Here is a 19,789-nt window from a genome sequence, read left to right on the forward strand (position 1 = left end):
ATGCAGAACCATTGAGGCTTAAAAATGAATAATTTATACGCAATCTATTGTTCTTTCAATGGTGAAACCATCGCCGATGGTCGATCCTGGGCCAATAGTCGACCATTGAAAGAACAAGTTACGGTTATAGACATTGTTAATTTTAGTTCGATGATGCTGCCGAAAATATTCGATTAACGACCAGGTTAAGTGAAGTAGCGCTTTTCCCCTTGTGGATCAGCTCTCTTTTTATCCAATGTCCGATCTTCTGATAATAGGCAGTTGCAAGTCGCGATTGAGGCACCGACGGAGACGTTGAAATGAGTACGAAAGTGCTCCTCCTGCTAATCCTAAACTTAGCGGCTACACTCGCGGCAGAGGTACGTTAAGGCTGGCCGTATCGCTGCATTTATCACCAGGACCTCGCTACTAGCCGAGGTTCTTGATTTTAGAAGATGGTGTATTATCAATTACCGTCAATGGATCAGGGAATTCGTTACCTATTGCCAGCCACCGCCAAGAGCCCGGTACAAATCGGTAAAAGCTAAAAATTGCTGTTGCCTGGTATTAATCATCGCTAATTCGGCTTCCAGCACGCTACGTTGGGCGGTGATAACTTCGAGATAGGATGCATAACCGCTGGAAAAAAGGTCATTCGACGTAGTGACCGCCTTTTGTAGTACGTTGACTTCCTGGGATTGCAAATTTGCTACGGTACGGTAATTTTCGACACCCCGCAGATTTGTTGTCACTTCACTGAAACTTGTCAGGATCGTCTGTCGATAACGGTATAGCGATTCTCTGGTCTGCGCTACCGATTGCTGATAATTCCCTTTCAGAAAGCGTCGGTTGATAATCGGAGCGGATAATCCACCTAGTAAGCCAGCCGCAATAGAAGCAGGATTAAACAACACTGCCGTTCGGAAGGCATTCAGACCAACGTACGCATTCAGGTTGAGGCTGGGTAAAAACTCTGCTCTCGCTACGTCTACGTCTATATGGGCAGCCTGTAGTTCAAGTTCAGCCTGTCGGATGTCGGGTCGGCGAGTTAGCATCTGCGCCGGAAGCCCGGTCAATACCTGACCAGGCAGGTCACGTTCCTGTAGGGATTTCCCACGTCCAATTGGTTGAGGATAACGACCGAGCAGACGGTTCAACTGGTTCTCGGCTTCAATAATTTGCTGACGCACCCGCCCCTGCCGACTTCGGGTATTCAAAAGCTGTGCAGTAAATTGCTGAACGGCCAGCTCCGTTACCCGACCAGCTTCTTTTTGGATACGCACCAATCCAAGCGCATTCTGCTGGAGATCAATATTTTTCTGAATGATTTCCATTTCGCCATCCAGAGCGAGCAGGGTATAATAATAGCGAGCCACTTCGGCCACCAAAGCGGTAATAACGACATGACGTCCTTTCTCTGAAGCCAGTAAGCGCACATAAGCTGCCTGTTTTCGGTTACGAAGTTTACCCCAGATATCTACCTCCCACGTACTACGCGCACCCACAAAATAATCGGGTGTAGGATTGGGGATTCGATTGTTTCCCCGGATATTTTCGGACAGGTTCGTATCAAAATTACCCACGCCATTCATCGTGTAGTTTCCATATCGATCAACTCCTGCCGAGGCCACGGCATTGACTTGAGGAGCTAAATAACCCCGCGTATACGCAAAAGCAGCCCGAGCCGATTCAATACGTTGCGTAGCGATCCGTAAATCCAGGTTACCAGCTAATGCCGTGTCGATGAGCTGTATAAGATTCTGATCGGCAAAAAAATCTCGCCAGTTCTGGCTGGCAATGCCTATTGAATCGCTCTGGTCGGCAAATGTAACGGGTATGGGGCTGGCCGATGGCTGAAGCAGTGGTTTCGGCAACTGACAACCGCCTAGTATCCAGACAGATATAAAAAAGAAAAACACCCACAACCTCCTGAATAGTGCTTCTCGCAAAGATACTTTAGCCCCATTTAAGGGATTGGGGGTAAGTGCAGATTTATGAATGAATAACGGTTCCATTGACGTGTGATTGAGTGGATACAGGAACTGAGTGAACAGCCTTCTTCGACGGATGATGATCAATGAAATCGTCGTCATCAGAATGGGCAGAGCCGAACCGTTGGGCGATTTTTGCGAAGAAGACGTATAAACCTGGGATGATTATCAGCCCGAATAAGGTACCGGTAAACATGCCCCCAGCGGCAGCCGTACCGATAGACCGGTTGCCCAGTTCACCAGCGCCTGATGCCATACAGAGTGGAATCAGCCCCGCAATGAAAGCAAACGAAGTCATCAGAATCGGGCGCAATCGGGAGACGGCTCCTTCTACCGCAGCATCAACAATCGATAAACCTTCTTTCTGCCGTTGATTGGCAAATTCGACAATCAGGATGGCATTTTTACCGAGCAATCCGATCAGCATAACCAGGGCTACCTGCGCATAAATGTTGTTTTGCAAACCCATCAGTTGCAGGAAGGCAAACGAGCCAAATATGCCCGTTGGAAGCGATAACAGAACAGACAGAGGCAGAAATACACTCTCGTACTGCGCCATCAGCAGGATATACACGAATACTAAACAGATCGCGAAAATGTACAGTGCCTGATCGCCCGACATGACTTCCTCCCGCGACATACCCGACCATTCGAAACCGTATCCTTTGGGTAGCTCCTTAGCCGCTACTTCCTCAATGGCTCGTATGGCATCGCCACTACTATAACCAGGTGCAGCATCCCCATTGATCATTGCCGAGGTATACATATTGTAGCGGGTAAGCTGCTCGGGGCCATAGACCCGCTCCAGCCGGACGAAGTTCGAATAAGGAACCATCTCGCCCTGATCGTTTTTCACACGCATATTCAGTACGTCTTCGGGTTTGGTTCGGTAAACGGGTGCGGCCTGAACCATCACTTTATACATTTGCCCAAAACGTATAAAATTGGACGCATAATAACTGCCCATCATCGTTTGCAGTGTGCTCATCGCGTTGTCGATGGAAACCCCTTTCTGAGACGCCTTTTCCTGATCGACGTGTAGCATATACTGCGGAAAACTGGCGTCGAAACTGGTGAACGCGTCACTGATTTCGGGTCGTTTCTTAAGTGCAGCAATAAAAGTTTGGGCAGCTTTAGCCGTTTGATTCAGGTCACCACTACGTCCCCGATCTAAAAGACGCAGCTCAAATCCGCTCGAATTACCAAAACCTGGTACGGTAGGTGGTGGAAAAAATTGAATCGTGGCATCGGTAATGTCTTTGGTTTTTTCTTCCAATGTAGCAATCAGTTCCGCCACTGATACCTTCCGTTCGTCCCAGTGTTTCAGGTTGATCATTCCCATTCCATACGACGCTCCGGCTCCATCGGTCAGCAAGCTATAACCGGCCAGCGTCGATACGTTCTCTACCGACTCTTGCTGAGAAGCTACTTTTTCGATAGCGTCCAGCACTTTCTCGGTCCGGTCGACGGTAGCGCCGACGGGGGTTGTTACGTTCACATAAATCATTCCCTGATCTTCCGTCGGAATAAAGCCGCCGGGGAGAATGGTACTAATCCCCCACGTGCCCAGAATAAAGAGCAGCAACAGTCCCCACGTAACAACACCCCGGTTGACAATCCGACGTAGTAGTCCCTGATACTTTCTGGCCAGTGCTTCATAGCCCTGATTAAATCGGGCGAAGAACCGTCCTAGCAATCCGGATTTCTCACCGTGAACCGGTCGAAGCAGAATTGCGCATAAAGCAGGCGTCAGCGTCAATGCGTTGATACCGGAAATCACGATGGCAATGGCCAGCGTTAGCGAGAACTGTCGGTAAAAAATACCTACTGGCCCCGAGAGGAATGCCACAGGTACAAACACAGCAGACATCACCAACGTAATGGCGACGATTGCCCCAGCTATTTCGCTCATAGCTGCAAACGTGGCCCCCCGTGGCGACAAATGCCCCGATGCTCTGGGTTCCTCCATCTTGGCATGAACGGCCTCCACAACCACGATAGCGTTATCGACCACAATCCCGATAGCCAGCACTAGTGCAAACAGCGTTAACAGGTTGATCGAGAATCCGATAGAACTCATAAACGCAAACGTACCGACTAGCGCAACGGGAACTGCCAGCGCGCATATCAGCGTTGAGCGCCAGTCCTGTAAAAAGAGGAATACGATGATGAACACCAGCACAAACGCTTCCATCAGTGTACGCAATACTTCATGGATCGACGCGTCCAGAAAGCGCGATACGTCGTAGGCATAATTGTAGGTCATGCCCGACGGAAACGAGGTAGCTTTCAGCTCTGTCATCCGCTTTTTTACGGCTGCAATTACGTCGCTGGCGTTTGAGCCGGGTCGCTGTTTGAGCATGATAGCGGCCGATGGTTTACCGTCGTTTTTGGAAAGGATTCCGTAGTTCTGAGAACCAAATTCAACATCGGCAATATCTTTCAGACGTAGCAGCGAACCGTCGGGATTATTCCGTAAAATGAGATTTTCGTACTGTGCGGGTTCAAAAAATTTACCGGTATAACGAAGTACATATTGCAGCGTTTGAGGAGCGGTATCGGCGCTTTCGCCCGCCTTTCCGGGAGCCGCTTCTACGTTCTGTTTCCGAATTCCGGCAACCACTTCATCGGGCGAAATGTCATAAGCCGTCATGCGGTCGGGTTTGAGCCATATCCGCATGGAATAGTCGCGACTGCCCATAATCGCAGCAAACCCGACACCGTCGATCCGTTTGAGTTCGGCCAGTACGTTGATGTCAGCAAAATTGTAAATGAACTTCTCATCAACAGCCGGATCGTCGCTGACAATATTGAGATAGAGCAACATACTGTTTACTTCTTTCTCCGTCACTACACCCGCTTTGATGACTTCCTCCGGCAATTCGTCCAGTACAGTCGTTACGCGATTTTGTACGTTGACAGCAGCCAGATCGGGATCGGTGCCCACTTTAAAGAAAACCGTAATCAGCGTCGAGCCGTCATTTCCCGATATGGAGGTCATATAGGTCATATCGGGCACGCCGTTGATGGCCCGCTCGAGCGGAGTCGCGACCGCCTTAACGCATACATCGGCACTGGCCCCCGTGTAACGGGTTGTAACGGTTACGGAAGGCGGCACAATTTCGGGGAATTGCGTAACGGGCAGACCCGTTAGTGCCAATATACCCAGCAAGACAATCAGAACGGATATGGCCGTTGAAAGCAAGGGCCTTTTAATGAAGGTATTGAACATAAGCAGTTAGGTATATTGGCGATTTTTGTCCTGCGTCAGCAGGACAAAAAACATCACTGAGCCGACGCGTAGAGCGCTTGTAAATTCTTAGTAGGAAGTGATTTAGGAACGATGGTCATGCCATCCCGGAGACTCTGAATCCCCTCATACACAATGCGATCGCCCGGCTGAAGTCCCGACTGAACAATGTAGAGCTGATCCACGCGGCTACGTGGTACGAAACTGCGGGCCTTCACTTTGTTCTGAGCATCTACGACGTACACGAAATTTTTGTCCTGCACCTCAAAAACTGCCTTCTGAGGCACTAGCACGGCGTCGTCTACGTCGGTTTCCAGGCGAACCTTACCGGTAGCGCCGTGCCGTAGCAGGCGTTTCGGATTCGGGAATGTGGCTCGGAAAGCAATTGTACCTGAGTTATCTTCAAATTCCGTCTCCGTTGTTTCTATTTTTCCTTTGTAGGGATACGCCGAATCGTCGGCCAACAGCAGATCGACCTCGCGGACGGTCGTTTTTTCGGGATCGCGCCGTTTTTTGATGAAAGCCAGATATTCTTTCTCCGATACGTTGAAATACGCATACATCTCCCGAATGTCGGAGATGGTGGTCAGCAAGGCGCCTTCTTCGATTAAGCTTCCCCGTTTAAAGGGTAATCGATTAATGACTCCGTCGAACGGAGCGCGGATGCTGGTCAGCGATACGTGGAACTGGGCTTTGTGCAGAGCGGCTTTAGCGCCATTGATGGCCGAACGAGCCGTGGCCATTTTCGATTTGGCCAGCTTCAGTTCCGAGGGTGAGATGACGTTTTTATCCACCAGCAGTTTTACCCGATCCATCTCTACTGCGGCCGATTGCTCTTCGGCCATGGCACTTTCCAGCGCCGATTGAGCCCGATCAACTTCAACCTGATATTCGGTAGGATTGAGTTGAAACAGCGGTTGCCCTTTGTGAACCGGCTGCCCTTCATCCACCAAAATTTTATCCAAATAGCCAGCAACCCGAGCGCGGATTTCTACATTTTGTATTGCTTCCAGACTACTGGCATAGTCGTGATCCAGGGTTGCATCCTGACGAGTCAATTGAATAACGGGAAGTGCCAGAGCCTGCTCCTGTTTTTTATCCTGTCGGTCGGAACAAGCCGTTAATACTGTACAAAATAAAAGAGCTACTATGCCCAGATGGTATCGCATAAATATTGATCTACTGTAACTGAGATGGTTATCACATAAGGACCAAATTGGTAGTTACCCTTTCTGATCTGACTGCAAGAAGTTTCGGGCAATTAAAAGGAGGCTTAAAAAGTGCTTAGAATTTGCTTAGAACGCCCTAATGACTATTAGAAGAAAAAGAAAACCGCTACCCAAGATCAAGCTCAGGTAGCGGTCTATTAAGCATGTGCAACAATGAAACAGGTATTTATTGGGTACTGGCTTCCGTGTCAGAAGCGGCAATTTTGGCCAACTCTTTATTATCAGGAAAGAGAGCAGTGGCCTTTTTAAGCCATTCATTCCGAACTGCTTCGTCGTTGGTAACCAGCTCATTATACGAGATCATATACTTGAAGGCCAGTAAAAGATCTTTATTATAGCGTTTCTGCTCTTCGGGTTTGTCAGCCACCATGCTGATAAACTGCTCAAAATAAGGCTTCGCTTTTCCGTTCCGTACAGCCTCTTCAGGGGCATACGCATAATAGTTTGCTTTGGCCCGATACAGTACGGTTGGCGCATAGTCCGGCGACGCTTTCTGAGCCAGGGCCAGGGCCGAGTCGGCCAGAGCAAATCGAGTGGTATCCCGAACCAATTTACCAAGACTATCGCGCTGGAAACCAAGCGTGTAATTGCTCATGCCATACCGGAATAAGTCCTGTACATCAGCTTTGAACCCGTGTTTGGCCGCCGAATCCAAAGCAGCTACCGCTTCAGGATGTTTCTTGGCCCGGTAATAATATTTGGCTATATCACTATACAGATTCTCGGTCGTATCGAATGGAGCGGCTTTGGTCAGATAAGTTACGCCGATCGAATCATTGATGGCTTTGAGCGAATCGCTACCCGGATTTTCGATACCTAAATAGGCATTACCCAGGTATTTATAATCGTCGGGCATAGCCTTGTCGGGCGATTTTTCCAGGAACGTCATAATATTCTGAATGGCTTTCTGCGGCTGTTTCAGGGATGAATACGACCAGCCTTCGATCCGGTACACAATTGGATTCTGAGCCAGCGCAGTCCGGTTGCTATCGATCAGATTCACAGCGCGTTGGTACTCTTTGGCCAGGAAATGAAACTGAGCCTGACGCAGCAACGTCTCCTGTCTTTTATCTTTCGATACACTGACGTACTGATCAATATAACTGGCGGCTTCTTTATAGCGATTGACCAGAAAATATAGCTCCGCCAGTTGATTATAAGCGGGTGCATAATTTGTATTAGCCTCGATGGCTTTTTTATAATTTTCAACGGCCAGATTCAGGTTGCGGCCCTGCCAGTAAATATCGCCAATCCGCTGGTACACCCGCGACGGCTCCATGCCCAATTCAAGGGCATTTTCGTATCGAGTTACGGCCGTACCGGCGTTGCTATTCAGGTAATAGGCATCGCCCAGGGCCAGTTGAATGGCCGGGTTTTTCTTGTCCCGTTCGGCGGCCCGGTTTAGATAATCAATGGCTTTGGCCGCATCTACAACTTTGGGATAAATTGGCTTGATCGACCCGTTACCTGGCGTTAGATACCCCGTGTATGCTTCACCAATCCGATACAAGATCTCCGCATTTTTGCCTTTGCTTTTGTCGACTACTTCATCGAGTTTGGGATTCGCATTGGCTACATCGCTTTTGACGAGATAGGTAATGGCTGACCCCATCTGATTCAGCGGAACACGCTTTTCATCCATGGGAATGCCTTTATAAAACCAGGCACGGGCGGAGTCAGGCTTGCCCGCCCGTAAGTAGCCATAACCGGCGTCGAAATAGGTTTGTATAGATGGATTTTGCCGGGCGTTCCGACTGAGCATTCGGTTAGCTTCATCGAAATGTCCTAGATTCATGAGCGTGGTTGCGTCGGGAGATGGCGTTTGCGCCAATGCAGCGCTCGCCAGTCCCGACAGCAATAAATAGGTTAGTTTAGTTTTCATGCTGAGCTTCGTTTAGTTGCCCCCAACTGACCAAATCGGTCAGTTGAGAAAGCATCAGCAAACTACCCTACACTCTTAAGAAAGGTCTTAAATACTGCTTAGAATTGGCTTAGAAGATACCTTTACCCCTATTCTATCCCTAAATCCCCTGAAGGGGACTTTGTCTATAAATGAGCAAAGTCCCCTTCAGGGGATTTAGGGGTTAGTCAGACTTGGTAAGGAAATTCCTTACTTACTTTCGGGTTGTCAAAACGATTTCTCCGTCTGGATACTGCACATCCGGATTATTTTCAGCCGTAATAAAAACTTGGTTAGGTTTATCAATCGATGTAGCACTTAAGTTTCCTTTCAGTGCCCTCCCGGCGGGCATAAGCTGGCCAATTTTTTTGAAGGAATTCCCCGTGGATTCCATCCATACCAGATACGTATTTTTAGGCGAACTAAGGTTTTTGGGCTCTGCCAGATTCATCACGTTGACATTCGTGATGTAGTTCTTATTCTTATCTTTCTTTACGCTGACAGTTCCGCTAGCCGCCGGAACAATAGAAGACGTAACAAAGGTCATTTTAGGCGTACAGGCGTTGAGTCCAATGACGGTAATTATGGTCATAGCCGTACTGTATATCGTTTTCATATCCATTGAGTTTTAAAGGTGTACTTACTGAGCAACCTGCTCCGCCTGAAAACCAGCCTGTCGAACGACCTGCTCCACCAGATTGGCAATGCGGTTATCGGTCGTTTGTACGGTTAGCAATTTATCGACCGATTCCGTATCTACGTTCCAACCGTCTACCTGTTCGATATCGTTCAGCGGTAGCGTCACAGCCGCTACGTCTTCACTGGTCTTAATGTTAGTCTTGAAATTTAGCGTTTCCATTGGGCAACCCGTATGTTTACATGATTAACTAAAAGAACCAGAAACTATCCCGCAATTGAAACTCAACGGAACCTAAATAGGCATCTTTAGTAAAAACCGATGCCCGGTACGTTCCCGGCTTAACAACGGCATCTGATGTAAAGCGAAAGGATATTCGCTGCGGACTGCGGGAAAAATTCACCGTCTGTTCGGCATGCACCGGAATTACCTCGTTCATATCAGGTAATATGATGGTAGTATTGCGAAGGGCAGGCGTCATGGGCTGTCGTTGTTGGTCCGTCAGGCTCATATAAAGCTCCTGTTTGCCTTCCAGATTCAGGGAAGTGGGTACATTCAATGAAATCGTTAGCGTAGTTGCCTTTTTCGCTTTGGCCGTTACCTTCTTATTCGACTTACTGACATCCACCCGAAACGCATCACCCGTCATAGCAGACCGGGGTACCATTGTCAGGATGCGCGTGTTCAGGTCTTTTTGCTTTTGCTCCAGCTCCTTTTTCTCCTTCGCCAGCAAGGTGTTCGATTGGCTCTGCCAGTTTATTTTATCACGCATAGCCATTAGTTGATGCTCAAGACTGTCGCGAATTACCTGTAGTTCGGCAAGACTATCAGCTAAGTTTCGAATGGTATACGATTGCGCTGTCTTTTTCCGATACAAACCCGCCACGACCCCGTCGCTTTTCGCTAATTGTCCGTGCAATGTTTTGATGCGCCGATCCAGATAAGTGTTATCGTCGGCTACCGTTTCCAGTTGCCTTTTTAGTTCGCGATTGTCGCCTTCGAGCAGAAATTTTACCGATAGTAAGGAGTCTGCTCGTTGTTCGGCCTGATCGTATCGACGCGTTAACGTTTGATTGTTTTTCCAGTACATACCACCCGCTACGCCCAGTCCAATCAGCAGGGCCAAAATCCAGGCCAGATTTGTATGGTTGGGTCCAGTTGTGTCCATAAGCTCTCTGATTTTACTGCGTGAAGGAATGCGACAAAGCTGATAGTGAGACGTTATAGAAGTCTTAAAGACTCCTTAGAATTTGCTTAGATCGCTCAGTCGCCGAAATCAACTGTAGGCAATCCGCATTATTTACGAAAAGAAATCCATCGAATGCAATTCCCCAAATTGACTCGGTATGCGCGCGTACTGGCCTGGTACGGGCATTGAAAAATTTGAGCATCGCCGTTTTCATCGGCTCCTGACTTCAACCCTTTACTTTTTTAGGAGCATTTAACCGGATACGGTTGGGCCGGTTTACGCGAGATTTTTCCGAAAGCATACGCTTGCTGAAAACGACGAATTGAACGCTGGCTACAAACCCGAACAAAAATCAAAAAAAATAAAGCTGTTAGTCGAATGAGCGTTGATCGGTTTTACCCCTAAATCCTTTGAAGGGGACTTTACTTGATTACTAGAAAAGTCCCCTTCAGGGGATTTAGGGGTAAAACGAGCCAATGAACAAACACAATTACTGGATAAAACAGAAACCCAAATCTGTGGCTAATTCAACAGGTTTGGAATATCGACGATCCAGAGAAGTAGTAACGTCAGCAAAAATAAAGCTGCCACGAAAATCATGAGCCAATCTGGCTTTTGAGGCGGTTCTTCGTTGAATAATTCCTTATTTTTATTTCGGGTCGTTTTTGAAACAGGGCTGGGCGGAAAGAAGGGCGTATAGCGTAAGGGGGTAGTATGATCAAACATGGCATTTGTCCGTTAATCGACGAATCGATAGATGATCAAAGTTGCCATGCGCTACTTAAGATTCGCTGATAAACTCCTTAGAATCTGCTTAGAGACAGCTACTACTGAGGAAGTTCGATGGCAAAAACCGTCGGCTGACCGGCTACCGAAGTAACGCCAATTTTCCCTCCATGCAGGCGAATAATCCGCTCGACTAACGACAACCCCACTCCATATCCCTGAAGATTAGCCGTCCGACGGCTTCGGTAAAAGGGCTCAAAAATAAAAGGCAGGTCTTCCTGCGAAATCGATTTTCCCGTATTCCGAATCTGGATATGCACTGCCCGCTGATCAAAATCGATATGGATTAAGGCCTGTCCATTATCCGAAAATTTACAGGCATTTTCCGTCAGGTTTTTCAGGGCTGTTTCCAATAACGTTTTATTTCCCTGAACAGTGAGCTGGTCGGGCTCTTCGGGCAATTCACCTAATTCAACTTTTACCTCATAGAGCGGATTTAGGGCTGTAACCTGCTGACGAATGTCCCAAACGATTTCATCCATACGCACGGCATCAGTAAGCAAACTAGTGGCCCCATCCTGATTCACTTTCGAGAGTTGCAGCAGTTCATGCGTTAGCGTTGTCAAACCGACCACATCATCCAGCACCGAGCGGATCGTCTGCCTATACGCTTCCGGATCACGCTGATTTAACAGACTTACTTCCAGTTGAGAACTTATCTGAGTGAGTGGATTCTTCAACTCGTGTGACACGTTAGCGACGAACATTCGCTGTAACTGAAATGACTCGGCAACCCGATCCAGCAGTCGATTGATCGTTATGGACAACCGGCTAATTTCATCGGCATCCTGGGTTACTCGTAAACGTTCATCCTGATTATGCGGAAAAATGGCGTTTACAATCTGATCGATCTGTTGCATCGGGCGTAGGGCATCGCCCGAAAAAAACCAGCCAGAAAAGGCTGTAATGCCAACAATCAGAAAAAAAAGGCCCGTCAATGACCAAAGCAACCGCCTTAAAAATTCACCGCCATACGTATTTTCGGCACTGGCAATTACGACGAGCTGGCCAGAAGCAGTCATAAATCGAATACCCGATATATAATAACCATCCTGCTGAAAATCTTTCTTTTTGTTCTGCCGTATACTCGCAATAATCGATTCAGGAATGGTCAGGATTATTTGTTCATTCGTGTGCAGGATGATTTCATTTTTGTTATCGTAAACGATAATTTTCTGGTTCGGCAACTGGTCTTTTCGCATCTGGGTCAGTTGATGAACCAGCCGTGCATCCAGACGATGCCGGACCAACATATCTCCGATGGTGTTAGCCTTCCGGTCGAGCCGCCGGTAAAAATCGGAAGAGATAAAATACCAGCAGAACGCATAAATACTCACAAACGCCAGCAGTAAAATACTGGATACCAATCCGGTAAATCGTAACGTAAGCCGTTTGCGAATGGTCATAATAAACGCGGCAGGGAGTTGCTATTCTTCCTTAAACATATATCCCATCCCAAAATGTGTGTGAATCAGTTTCTTGGGGAAATCCCGATCCATTTTTTTGCGGAGGTAATTAATGTAAACCTCTACGACGTTCGTACCCGTATCGAAGTTTAAATCCCAGACGTGCTCGGCAATTTCTGGTTTCGACAGAACCCGCCCCTGATTGCGCATTAGAAATTCCAATAAGGCAAATTCGCGAGCCGTTAGCTCAATTGACTTGCCATCGCGCATAACCGTTTTGGCATCCAGATTCATGTCAATCCCACCGTACCGTAATGTCTGGGCCGTCATGGCTACCTGCGTACCTCGCTTGGTCAGCGAGCGTACCCGAGCGAGCAGTTCGGCAAACTGAAAAGGTTTGGTAAGGTATTGATCGGCACCAGCGTCGAAACCGGAGATTTTGTCTTCCGTTTCGCCCAGCGCTGTCAGCATCAGAATGGGCGTAGTTAGCCCTTCTGCGCGGAGTTGCCGACAGAGTTCATAGCCGTTCAATCCTGGCAAAATCAAGTCGGTGATTATGGCGGCATAATTATTTTTTAAGGCCAGTCGACGGGCAATCAGGCCATCGTAGGCAATGTCTACCTCAAACTGGCTTTCTTCCAACCCCTGCTGAATGGCCTGTAGCGTTTTGGCCTCGTCTTCAACCACTAAAAGCTTCATGTTTTTTACGAAAAGGTTTGGTATTTAGGCTTTTACTCCAGTTGAACGTTTGGCTTTATCGACTGATGCCCCGAAACATTACTGGGAAATTATTCTGATAAACGGGTTTCAGGCAATGGTGTTCTAAGTAAATTCTAAGTTCTTTTTAAGGAGTCCCTTAAAAATCGCGTCTAGTTTTCGGCAACCGCGTTTAACGACACTTCTCCCGTGATTGGCCTTGCTCCGGTTTTTTACTGACGGAGTACAGGCAATCACGGGAGAATTTTAAACCAACTACCTGACTATGACGCCTTTTATTATCATTGCTGTTATTGGTTTTCTGGGCATTCTAAGTTATTTCAGCAGTGCCTGGTTTGGGTATCGTTCCTCAAATACCGATTCACTTCCTCCGCATTACGACCATTTGTGTCGACGACTGAAGCAGGAAAAACGGCAGCCAAAAGCTATGGGCGAATACTTTACCGAAGAGACCGAATGGTTTCGTAATCCTTAATACGGTATCTTATTTAGCGGCTAATTCTACGCTATTCATTCGATCCAGTAATGTTTCTACATCCTGCTGACGAGCCAATCTATACCTCGCAAACGATTGGCCGGAACCTACTTTAACCGTATAGGCCCAGTTAGGTAATTGCCTAAACATGTCTTCATCGGTGGTATCGTCGCCAATGCTGACGATGAAATCATAGGGTTTCTGGTCGAGAATGGTGAGCGCAACGGTGCCTTTACTGTGTTTTGCCGCTTTCACTTCTACCACTTTGTTCCCCTGGATGATCGACAACGGAATGGAAAACGCCGTTTCGCGAAGTTGATTCGCTAACTCAGTGGCCTGTCCTTCAATATCTTCGAATTGGGCCATTCGGTAATGCCAGACGAGCGCTGTTTCCTTCTCTTCAATAAATGAACCCGCAAAGCGATCCACAAACGGTGCCATCGTCGATCGAACCGCTGAACTCCAATCGTCCGTCGATAGATCAAGCCGTTCCCAGGGCTGATCCGGTTTTTTCAGAAAAGCGCCGTGTTCAGCCACTAAATGAACGGGAATACCTGTAAACGTTTTTTCCAGAAACGACCGACTCCGCCCGCTAATTACCACTACATCACTGTTTTCTGCCAGATTCTGTAACGTGGTTTTCAACGATTCTGATGGGGAGGCATCAGCCGGATTATCCACAATGGGGGCCAGCGTACCGTCAAAATCAAGTAATAACAATCGCTGGTGCGCATCGTCAAACGCACTGACAAACGACTGAACAGGCAGGTCGGTTTCCAAATCAGACTGATGACTAGCTGCGTTATTGAAAGCAGCCAGAAAATCATGACTCCATCGGAATACATTGTGATTTTGCAGGTGTTTTCGCATGTGCAGCATTCGCTGCGCCTGGTCAAACTCAGACATTTCCAAGCCCTGCCGAATGGCGTCGGCCACTTCCTGTGTATCGGTCGGATTGATAATCAGCGCATCCTTTAGTTCCTGCGCAGCTCCGGCTAGCTCACTTAATATCAACACGCCTTTATGATCATGTCGGCTGGCGACAAATTCCTTGCAAACCAGGTTCATACCATCGCGAATTGGTGTGATCAGCGCAATATCACAAGCGGTATACAGAGCCAGCAGTTCAGTAAACGTCAACGAATTGTACGCATACACAATTGGTCGCCAGCCAATCGTACCGAATCGCCCATTAATCCGGCCCACGGTTTCCTCGATTTCACGCTTAAGCTCCTGATATTGACCAATTTTATCGCGCGATGGCACAACTGTCATAACGAACGTCACTTTATTATGCCAGTCTGGATTGTGGGATAAAAACCACTCAAAACCCTGCAACCGGTAAATAATTCCCTTCGTGTAATCGAGCCGATCTACCGAAAAAATGATCTTGTTGTGTCGGAGGAGTTCTTTATAGTGATCACGCGTAGAAACGACGTCTGTTTCCTGACTACTCTCGTTAAACTTGTGAAAATCAATGCTGATCGGAAAGTCTTTTACGACCACTGAGCGGTCGGATAAAACGATTCGTGAGCCAATCATTGGTAATTCCAGCACTTCAGATACGGACTGGAGAAAATGCTGGACATAATCAGTCGTATGAAATCCAACCACATCGGCCCCAACGATACCTTTACTAAGTTGGTAACGCCAGGTGCGAGGAAGCAATTTTACAATTTCATAGGTCGGAAAAGGAATATGGAAAAAATACCCAATGGTGGCTTCTGGAATAGCCTGTCGAACCATATCGGGTAACAGCATCAACTGAAAATCGTGTATCCAGACCAGATCGCCGGGCTCGATCAGGGCCGTTAGTTCTTCCAGGAATCGCGTATTGGCCTGCTGATAGGCCTGAAAATCAGTTTCCCGAAAGGACGCATACGAGGGGAAATAATGAAACAAAGGCCAAAGTAAGTCATTGCTAAATCCGTAGTAGAAACCCGTGTGGACCTCATCGTCAATAAAAACTGGATGAGCCACAAACGTATCATTTTCAAGCATTTCCGGATCGGCCTGTTGCAGCGACGTATCGCCATGCCCTACCCAGTGAATTTTAGTCGCCAGATGACCGGGTTTCTGACCCATCTGCTCCGCCATCGATAAAACCGCCGAAACCAGACCCCCTGAATTCTGTCGCAGTTCAGTACCTTCATCGGTTTGCTGGATCGAGAATGGTAAACGGTAGGAAACAATCAGTAATCGCTTGAAAGAAGATTTAAACGTTTGCATGAAGTGTGCGCGTTTCTGAACGCTCAGTGTACTCCGGCAAAGTAGCTTTCTGGACTTAGAAGCGGCTTAAGCAAATCTTAGAAACTCCTTAGAAGCCCGATTACGTACTGGCTTTATAAACGACAATGGATTGTGGGTGTAGGCTAAACGCCCCCGCATCTGGCAATGTCTCCGGCGACGAACCTGGCCCACCCCAGATCGGGTCGGCCGAGTCCAGTAGCTTCTCCCAGTTTTTACCGAACGACGGTAAAGTAACGCGCTGTTTTTCGGCCGAGAAATTCATCAGGCACAACACTTCATTCGTCTTATACGACCGATGCAGGAGTATCGTAGAATCTCCGTTTTGGGAAATAACCTGTGCCTGATTCGGACTCAGATGATAGAGCGCTGGCTGATGACGACGTAACTCTGTAAGCGACTGATAATAGCTATATAACGTTTGATTCGGAAGCTCGTCCAGCAATTCCCACAACAGAAACTCACCCGGCTGACTATCCGTATCGACAAGTAACGATGCATAGTTCGTTTCTACCGAAACGGATTCTATAGGAACCAGTTGTCGAAACGGATTCGTAACGCCCCATTCTTCGCCCATAAACAGCGTAGGAATACAAGGACTGACCATTATAGACCCTGCTATCAGTTTTATAAACTCACTGTCGATCCGTTGATCGCTCTGTTCATCAGCCTGATGGTACGTTTGCAGAACTGTTAAAAAGGCTTTATCGGAAACGATATCGGCCTCTCGATCAAACAATTCCTGAAGAATATCCGAGAATGTACTGTCGCATAAACAATCTTTTCGGTACAGCTTCGTATTGTATCGATTCTGATTAAAATCCATGTAATGCGAGTTACCGTCAGTACGTGTATGATTCGCTTTTTTTACCCGATCTGAAATAAGGGTCAAATCCTGCTCGACAAGCAGATAATGCTGACGGCCCGTTTGTGCCGTCAAGGCATTGGTATGCTTCCGAATGTCGAGGAGCAGTTGGTCAGGATCAGCTAATGAATAGATATTGTCCAGACGCAGCGCATCGATGTGAAAATCACGAAACCACATCAGGGCATTTGCAACCAGATAGTGCTGATAAGCGGCTCGGGAAGTCTCAGAACTAAAGCCCGTTTTCGACGTAGGGATTGGCTGTTTTCGAGCCAAATAGTCACCCGATGGATTGATCGCCTGACCGAAGCGATCGCTTTGTTTGTACGATAAATCCAGTATAACAGCCATGCCTTCGAAATGGCAGGCATTGACCAACTGCTGCAACTGGCCAGGGCCACCGTAAGACGCCTGTACGGCAAACAAAAAAGCGGCCTCCTGTTGGCGATCGTGGGCGTCAGGGAAATCGGTAACAGGTCGAATCAGAATGGCATTGACGCCCAGTTTGCGAATATGGCTCAGTTTGTGAATAATTGCATTGAGAGTACCCTCTGCCGTAAACGCTTGAATATCAATTTCATACACAATATATTCGTCGATAGGCGGATTTACCCAACAGGTATCTTCCCAATAGAAATGGGTTAAATCAAAAGCCTGCGATGGGCCATACACACCCTGAGGTTGCAGCAGTGACGTCGGATCAGTCCATTCTTTTTCCTTATCCAGTATGAATGTATACGTATCGCCGGGCTTCAACTGACCGGTGGTAAGCTGCCAGTAGCCACTATTGTCTTTTGTGAGAGGCAGAAATAAGGAATGATCATTCACCGAAAGAGCAACTTCTTTTGCTTGCGGAACCCACACCATTACGTTCGCTTGCTGATCGGCCGTAAACGTAACGCCGAGTTTTCGTGTATCTGTAACTGGTTGACTTATCATATTCAGACAGAATGATATCAACCAAACTACGTCCCATTCGCTTAGAATGTGCTTAAATAAAACTTAGAAAGTCATTAGAATGCTGACGACCGGAATAGACTAACTACGGTTTTGGGGACTTCAGGTTAGTATCAATTTCTCCGCTTTATACTGTACTATCTGTAGGAAACGAATACCAACAGGGGATTTCCCGGACGAGTTTAGAGATAGTTTATTCGTCGCGAACCAGGTCATCCAGATTCATTTGCACGCTTGATGTGGTATCAGCTTTCAGCAACCGTTTCATGTACGCCAGCGCGCTTTGGGTATGTTCCTTTGATGGTGAGGCTACACAGTCGGCCGGAACTAAAACACTCAGATCACGCATATAAGCGTCAATTGCTGAAAATAAGATGCAGGCGTCGGCGCTAATACCCGTTAGAATCAACCGTTTCACCTGTAAATAATCTAGTAAGGTGGATAACGTAGTGGCATAAAAAGCAGAATGCTTAGGCTTTAGCACAAAGTAATCATCCGCTTCCGGTAATAATAACTCGGCTAACCGCTGACCGCGTACCCCATCGTTCAGACAATGCTCAACCACGTCGCTGAGATCTGATCGCCAACGGCCAAAATTATCGTTGACGTAAATGACTGGTATAGACAATCGTTTAGCCTGTTGTTTTAAGTGGGCAATTTTTTCGGCAATTGAGGTTGCTTCTTCTAGTATACGATCGCCCTCCGGAAACTCCAGGTCATTAATCATATCGATGATCAGCAGGGCAATTGGACAGGTGTCCGGTGCATTTCCGTGCAAATCGTTATTTGTCTGATTCATAGTAATTGGTGCGTCGCACTTGAGTGGAAAAAAAAGAGCGATAGCTTTATAAGCCTATCGCTCCACCCTGTTGCCTAACGGCAATAAATACACTAGTTATCTATTTTTTTCGCTTCGCCACTGATGGCCCGACCCGTGGCTTTAGTCGCTTTCGTAACGGTGCGGCCGGTGGCTTTCGCACCGTTGGCCACAGCTTTTCCTGTCGCTTTTCCAGCTTTGCCAACCGCTTTTCCGGTAGCTCTGCCTGCTGTACCCACCGCGTGCGCTCCATCGGCAACACCCGTTTCAACTTTATCCCCGACGCGCTTAACGTCTTCTCTGGTTTTTTCTTTTCGAGCTGTCTTGACAGCCTGGTCATCTTGCGCCCATGCGCTGGTTGTTAAGGTTACGCAAAGCGCAATCGATAAAAGCATTTTCGTTTTCATAACGTTGTTGTCTGGTAGTAAGTGAGACTTGTTCCTAGTGCGTTGCCCGCACTGGCATCATAACGCCTTTCGTTATTCGTTTGTTTTTGTTGACAGAGAAGACAGAGAAACACGTACAAATCCAATGTCGTATCAATACCAATGGGCCGTTTCCTCAACATGTCTGACTATGTGCTGCCTGAAGGGCAATTATGTTATTTCACTTCATCAAGTGAAATAAGCAAGGACTTAACTCTTAATGCCCGGAAGTTTTAACCAGGATAGAGGGTCATTGATGCCTGTTTGGCAGAATACAATTCACATGTGAGGAACGGAACAACCTTGACCATTGCCTCATATTTTGAACAAAAAAGTTACACAATCCTCTCCAGAAGGTTTCTTCAAAAACGATAGGATGAGGAGAGCGCTTGCTAGCCTCCAAACCAGGTTTATTAGCTAACTTAAGATCAATCGGTTATGACGTTTCAGATTATAACCATTTCCAATCAGGTACAGTGGCGCCACTTCTGCCTACGACATGACGATTTGGAGGCAACCTATACCTTTCTACGTAGAATTGTTCAAGGTGGGGATTCAGTCGTTAGCGTTACCCTGATCGATAAGAAAGGGCGTTTCCCTCTGCCATTGGACTGTCTGGAAGAAACCACTTTTTCTAATCCGATTGAGTCACTCCGACAGCAGTGGGAAGAGCTGTTAGCTCCAACAGTGGGCAGCCATTGGTCCAGAAGTGCAATCAGCGAGCAATTCCATAAGCTCCAACAGGATCGAATCGGGTCGATCCGTCGGACTTTACGAAAAACGCAGGAATTACAGGAAAGAGCTCAGCATGTATTAAGCGAAGGACCCAGAAAAGTTAATTTACTAAATCATTATCAGGGCATTATGGATCAGTACAGTGGTTTACTGGATCGTTTAGAAACAAGTTCCCGTAAGTAGC

The 19,789-nt window shown here is 47.3% G+C and carries 15 protein-coding genes; 2 read left to right on the forward strand and 13 right to left on the reverse strand.

The genetic code is table 11. The features are described 5' to 3' along the window. Positions 1-479: 479 nt before the first annotated feature. The 9 genes from ACYVE4_RS00175 to ACYVE4_RS00215 all read right to left on the reverse strand — a co-directional run bounded on the left by ACYVE4_RS00175 (position 480) and on the right by ACYVE4_RS00215 (position 13,066). Complete coding sequence (locus tag ACYVE4_RS00175; RefSeq protein WP_460994746.1) at positions 480-1,994, reverse strand: TolC family protein; 1,515 nt, start codon at positions 1,992-1,994, stop codon at positions 480-482. Further along, complete coding sequence (locus ACYVE4_RS00180) at positions 1,972-5,202, reverse strand: efflux RND transporter permease subunit (protein ID WP_460994747.1); 3,231 nt, start codon at positions 5,200-5,202, stop codon at positions 1,972-1,974. The genes ACYVE4_RS00175 and ACYVE4_RS00180 overlap by 23 nt, the downstream gene beginning before the upstream one ends. A gap of 53 nt (positions 5,203-5,255) precedes the next feature. Further along, on the reverse strand, positions 5,256-6,389 hold the full coding sequence (locus ACYVE4_RS00185) for an efflux RND transporter periplasmic adaptor subunit (protein ID WP_460994748.1): 1,134 nt from the start codon (positions 6,387-6,389) through the stop codon (positions 5,256-5,258). A gap of 226 nt (positions 6,390-6,615) precedes the next feature. Next, on the reverse strand, positions 6,616-8,331 hold the full coding sequence (locus ACYVE4_RS00190) for a tetratricopeptide repeat protein (protein ID WP_460994749.1): 1,716 nt from the start codon (positions 8,329-8,331) through the stop codon (positions 6,616-6,618). A gap of 232 nt (positions 8,332-8,563) precedes the next feature. Then, positions 8,564-8,965, reverse strand: a complete 402-nt coding sequence (locus tag ACYVE4_RS00195; protein ID WP_460994750.1) for a hypothetical protein — start codon at positions 8,963-8,965, stop codon at positions 8,564-8,566. A 24-nt stretch (positions 8,966-8,989) separates the two neighbouring features. After that, positions 8,990-9,208, reverse strand: a complete 219-nt coding sequence (locus ACYVE4_RS00200) for a copper chaperone (RefSeq protein WP_460994751.1) — start codon at positions 9,206-9,208, stop codon at positions 8,990-8,992. Between the two features lie 28 nt (positions 9,209-9,236). Next, positions 9,237-10,154: a hypothetical protein gene (locus ACYVE4_RS00205; protein WP_460994752.1), complete on the reverse strand. Its 918-nt coding sequence runs from the start codon at positions 10,152-10,154 to the stop codon at positions 9,237-9,239. Between the two features lie 848 nt (positions 10,155-11,002). Beyond that, a complete protein-coding gene (locus ACYVE4_RS00210) occupies positions 11,003-12,367 on the reverse strand; it encodes a sensor histidine kinase (RefSeq protein ID WP_460994753.1) in 1,365 nt (454 codons plus the stop codon). A 21-nt stretch (positions 12,368-12,388) separates the two neighbouring features. Beyond that, on the reverse strand, positions 12,389-13,066 hold the full coding sequence (locus ACYVE4_RS00215; RefSeq protein ID WP_460994754.1) for a response regulator transcription factor: 678 nt from the start codon (positions 13,064-13,066) through the stop codon (positions 12,389-12,391). Between the two features lie 283 nt (positions 13,067-13,349). On the opposite strand from ACYVE4_RS00215, the gene ACYVE4_RS00220 reads away from it, so the two are divergent. Then, positions 13,350-13,559 (forward strand): hypothetical protein, encoded by a 210-nt coding sequence (locus ACYVE4_RS00220; protein WP_460994755.1) that lies wholly within the window; start codon positions 13,350-13,352, stop codon positions 13,557-13,559. 9 nt (positions 13,560-13,568) lie between these two features. Here the strand turns inward: ACYVE4_RS00220 and ACYVE4_RS00225 are convergent, their stop codons facing one another. The 4 genes from ACYVE4_RS00225 to ACYVE4_RS00240 form a co-directional block, all read right to left on the reverse strand. Beyond that, positions 13,569-15,788: a bifunctional alpha,alpha-trehalose-phosphate synthase (UDP-forming)/trehalose-phosphatase gene (locus tag ACYVE4_RS00225; protein WP_460994756.1), complete on the reverse strand. Its 2,220-nt coding sequence runs from the start codon at positions 15,786-15,788 to the stop codon at positions 13,569-13,571. A gap of 100 nt (positions 15,789-15,888) precedes the next feature. Then, positions 15,889-17,610 (reverse strand): alpha-amylase family glycosyl hydrolase, encoded by a 1,722-nt coding sequence (locus ACYVE4_RS00230; RefSeq protein ID WP_460994757.1) that lies wholly within the window; start codon positions 17,608-17,610, stop codon positions 15,889-15,891. 211 nt (positions 17,611-17,821) lie between these two features. After that, entirely contained in the window at positions 17,822-18,427 is a 606-nt protein-coding gene (locus tag ACYVE4_RS00235; RefSeq protein ID WP_460994758.1) for a cysteine hydrolase family protein, read from the reverse strand. Positions 18,428-18,519: 92 nt separating this feature from the next. Then, positions 18,520-18,852 carry a hypothetical protein gene (locus tag ACYVE4_RS00240; RefSeq protein WP_460994759.1) on the reverse strand — a complete coding sequence of 111 codons (333 nt, stop codon included), beginning with the start codon at positions 18,850-18,852 and terminating at the stop codon, positions 18,520-18,522. A 456-nt stretch (positions 18,853-19,308) separates the two neighbouring features. Here ACYVE4_RS00240 and ACYVE4_RS00245 point away from each other — a divergent pair, with 456 nt between their 5' ends. Next, the gene (locus ACYVE4_RS00245; protein ID WP_460994760.1) at positions 19,309-19,788 is read left to right on the forward strand and encodes a hypothetical protein; all 480 of its coding nucleotides are present in this window, start codon (positions 19,309-19,311) and stop codon (positions 19,786-19,788) included. Position 19,789 lies beyond the last annotated feature (1 nt).

Source organism: Spirosoma harenae (genome assembly GCF_054776975.1).

Excerpts from the sequence above, each read along its gene's own strand:
- ACYVE4_RS00175 (WP_460994746.1), bottom strand. The coding sequence starts at position 1,994 with ATGGAACCGTTATTCATTCATAAATCTGCACTTACCCCCAATCCCTTA.
- ACYVE4_RS00180 (WP_460994747.1), bottom strand. The coding sequence starts at position 5,202 with ATGTTCAATACCTTCATTAAAAGGCCCTTGCTTTCAACGGCCATATCC.
- ACYVE4_RS00185 (WP_460994748.1), bottom strand. The coding sequence starts at position 6,389 with ATGCGATACCATCTGGGCATAGTAGCTCTTTTATTTTGTACAGTATTA.
- ACYVE4_RS00190 (WP_460994749.1), bottom strand. The coding sequence starts at position 8,331 with ATGAAAACTAAACTAACCTATTTATTGCTGTCGGGACTGGCGAGCGCT.
- ACYVE4_RS00195 (WP_460994750.1), bottom strand. The coding sequence starts at position 8,965 with ATGAAAACGATATACAGTACGGCTATGACCATAATTACCGTCATTGGA.
- ACYVE4_RS00200 (WP_460994751.1), bottom strand. The coding sequence starts at position 9,208 with ATGGAAACGCTAAATTTCAAGACTAACATTAAGACCAGTGAAGACGTA.
- ACYVE4_RS00205 (WP_460994752.1), bottom strand. The coding sequence starts at position 10,154 with ATGGACACAACTGGACCCAACCATACAAATCTGGCCTGGATTTTGGCC.
- ACYVE4_RS00210 (WP_460994753.1), bottom strand. The coding sequence starts at position 12,367 with ATGACCATTCGCAAACGGCTTACGTTACGATTTACCGGATTGGTATCC.
- ACYVE4_RS00215 (WP_460994754.1), bottom strand. The coding sequence starts at position 13,066 with ATGAAGCTTTTAGTGGTTGAAGACGAGGCCAAAACGCTACAGGCCATT.
- ACYVE4_RS00220 (WP_460994755.1), top strand. The coding sequence starts at position 13,350 with ATGACGCCTTTTATTATCATTGCTGTTATTGGTTTTCTGGGCATTCTA.
- ACYVE4_RS00225 (WP_460994756.1), bottom strand. The coding sequence starts at position 15,788 with ATGCAAACGTTTAAATCTTCTTTCAAGCGATTACTGATTGTTTCCTAC.
- ACYVE4_RS00230 (WP_460994757.1), bottom strand. The coding sequence starts at position 17,610 with ATGATAAGTCAACCAGTTACAGATACACGAAAACTCGGCGTTACGTTT.
- ACYVE4_RS00235 (WP_460994758.1), bottom strand. The coding sequence starts at position 18,427 with ATGAATCAGACAAATAACGATTTGCACGGAAATGCACCGGACACCTGT.
- ACYVE4_RS00240 (WP_460994759.1), bottom strand. The coding sequence starts at position 18,852 with ATGAAAACGAAAATGCTTTTATCGATTGCGCTTTGCGTAACCTTAACA.
- ACYVE4_RS00245 (WP_460994760.1), top strand. The coding sequence starts at position 19,309 with ATGACGTTTCAGATTATAACCATTTCCAATCAGGTACAGTGGCGCCAC.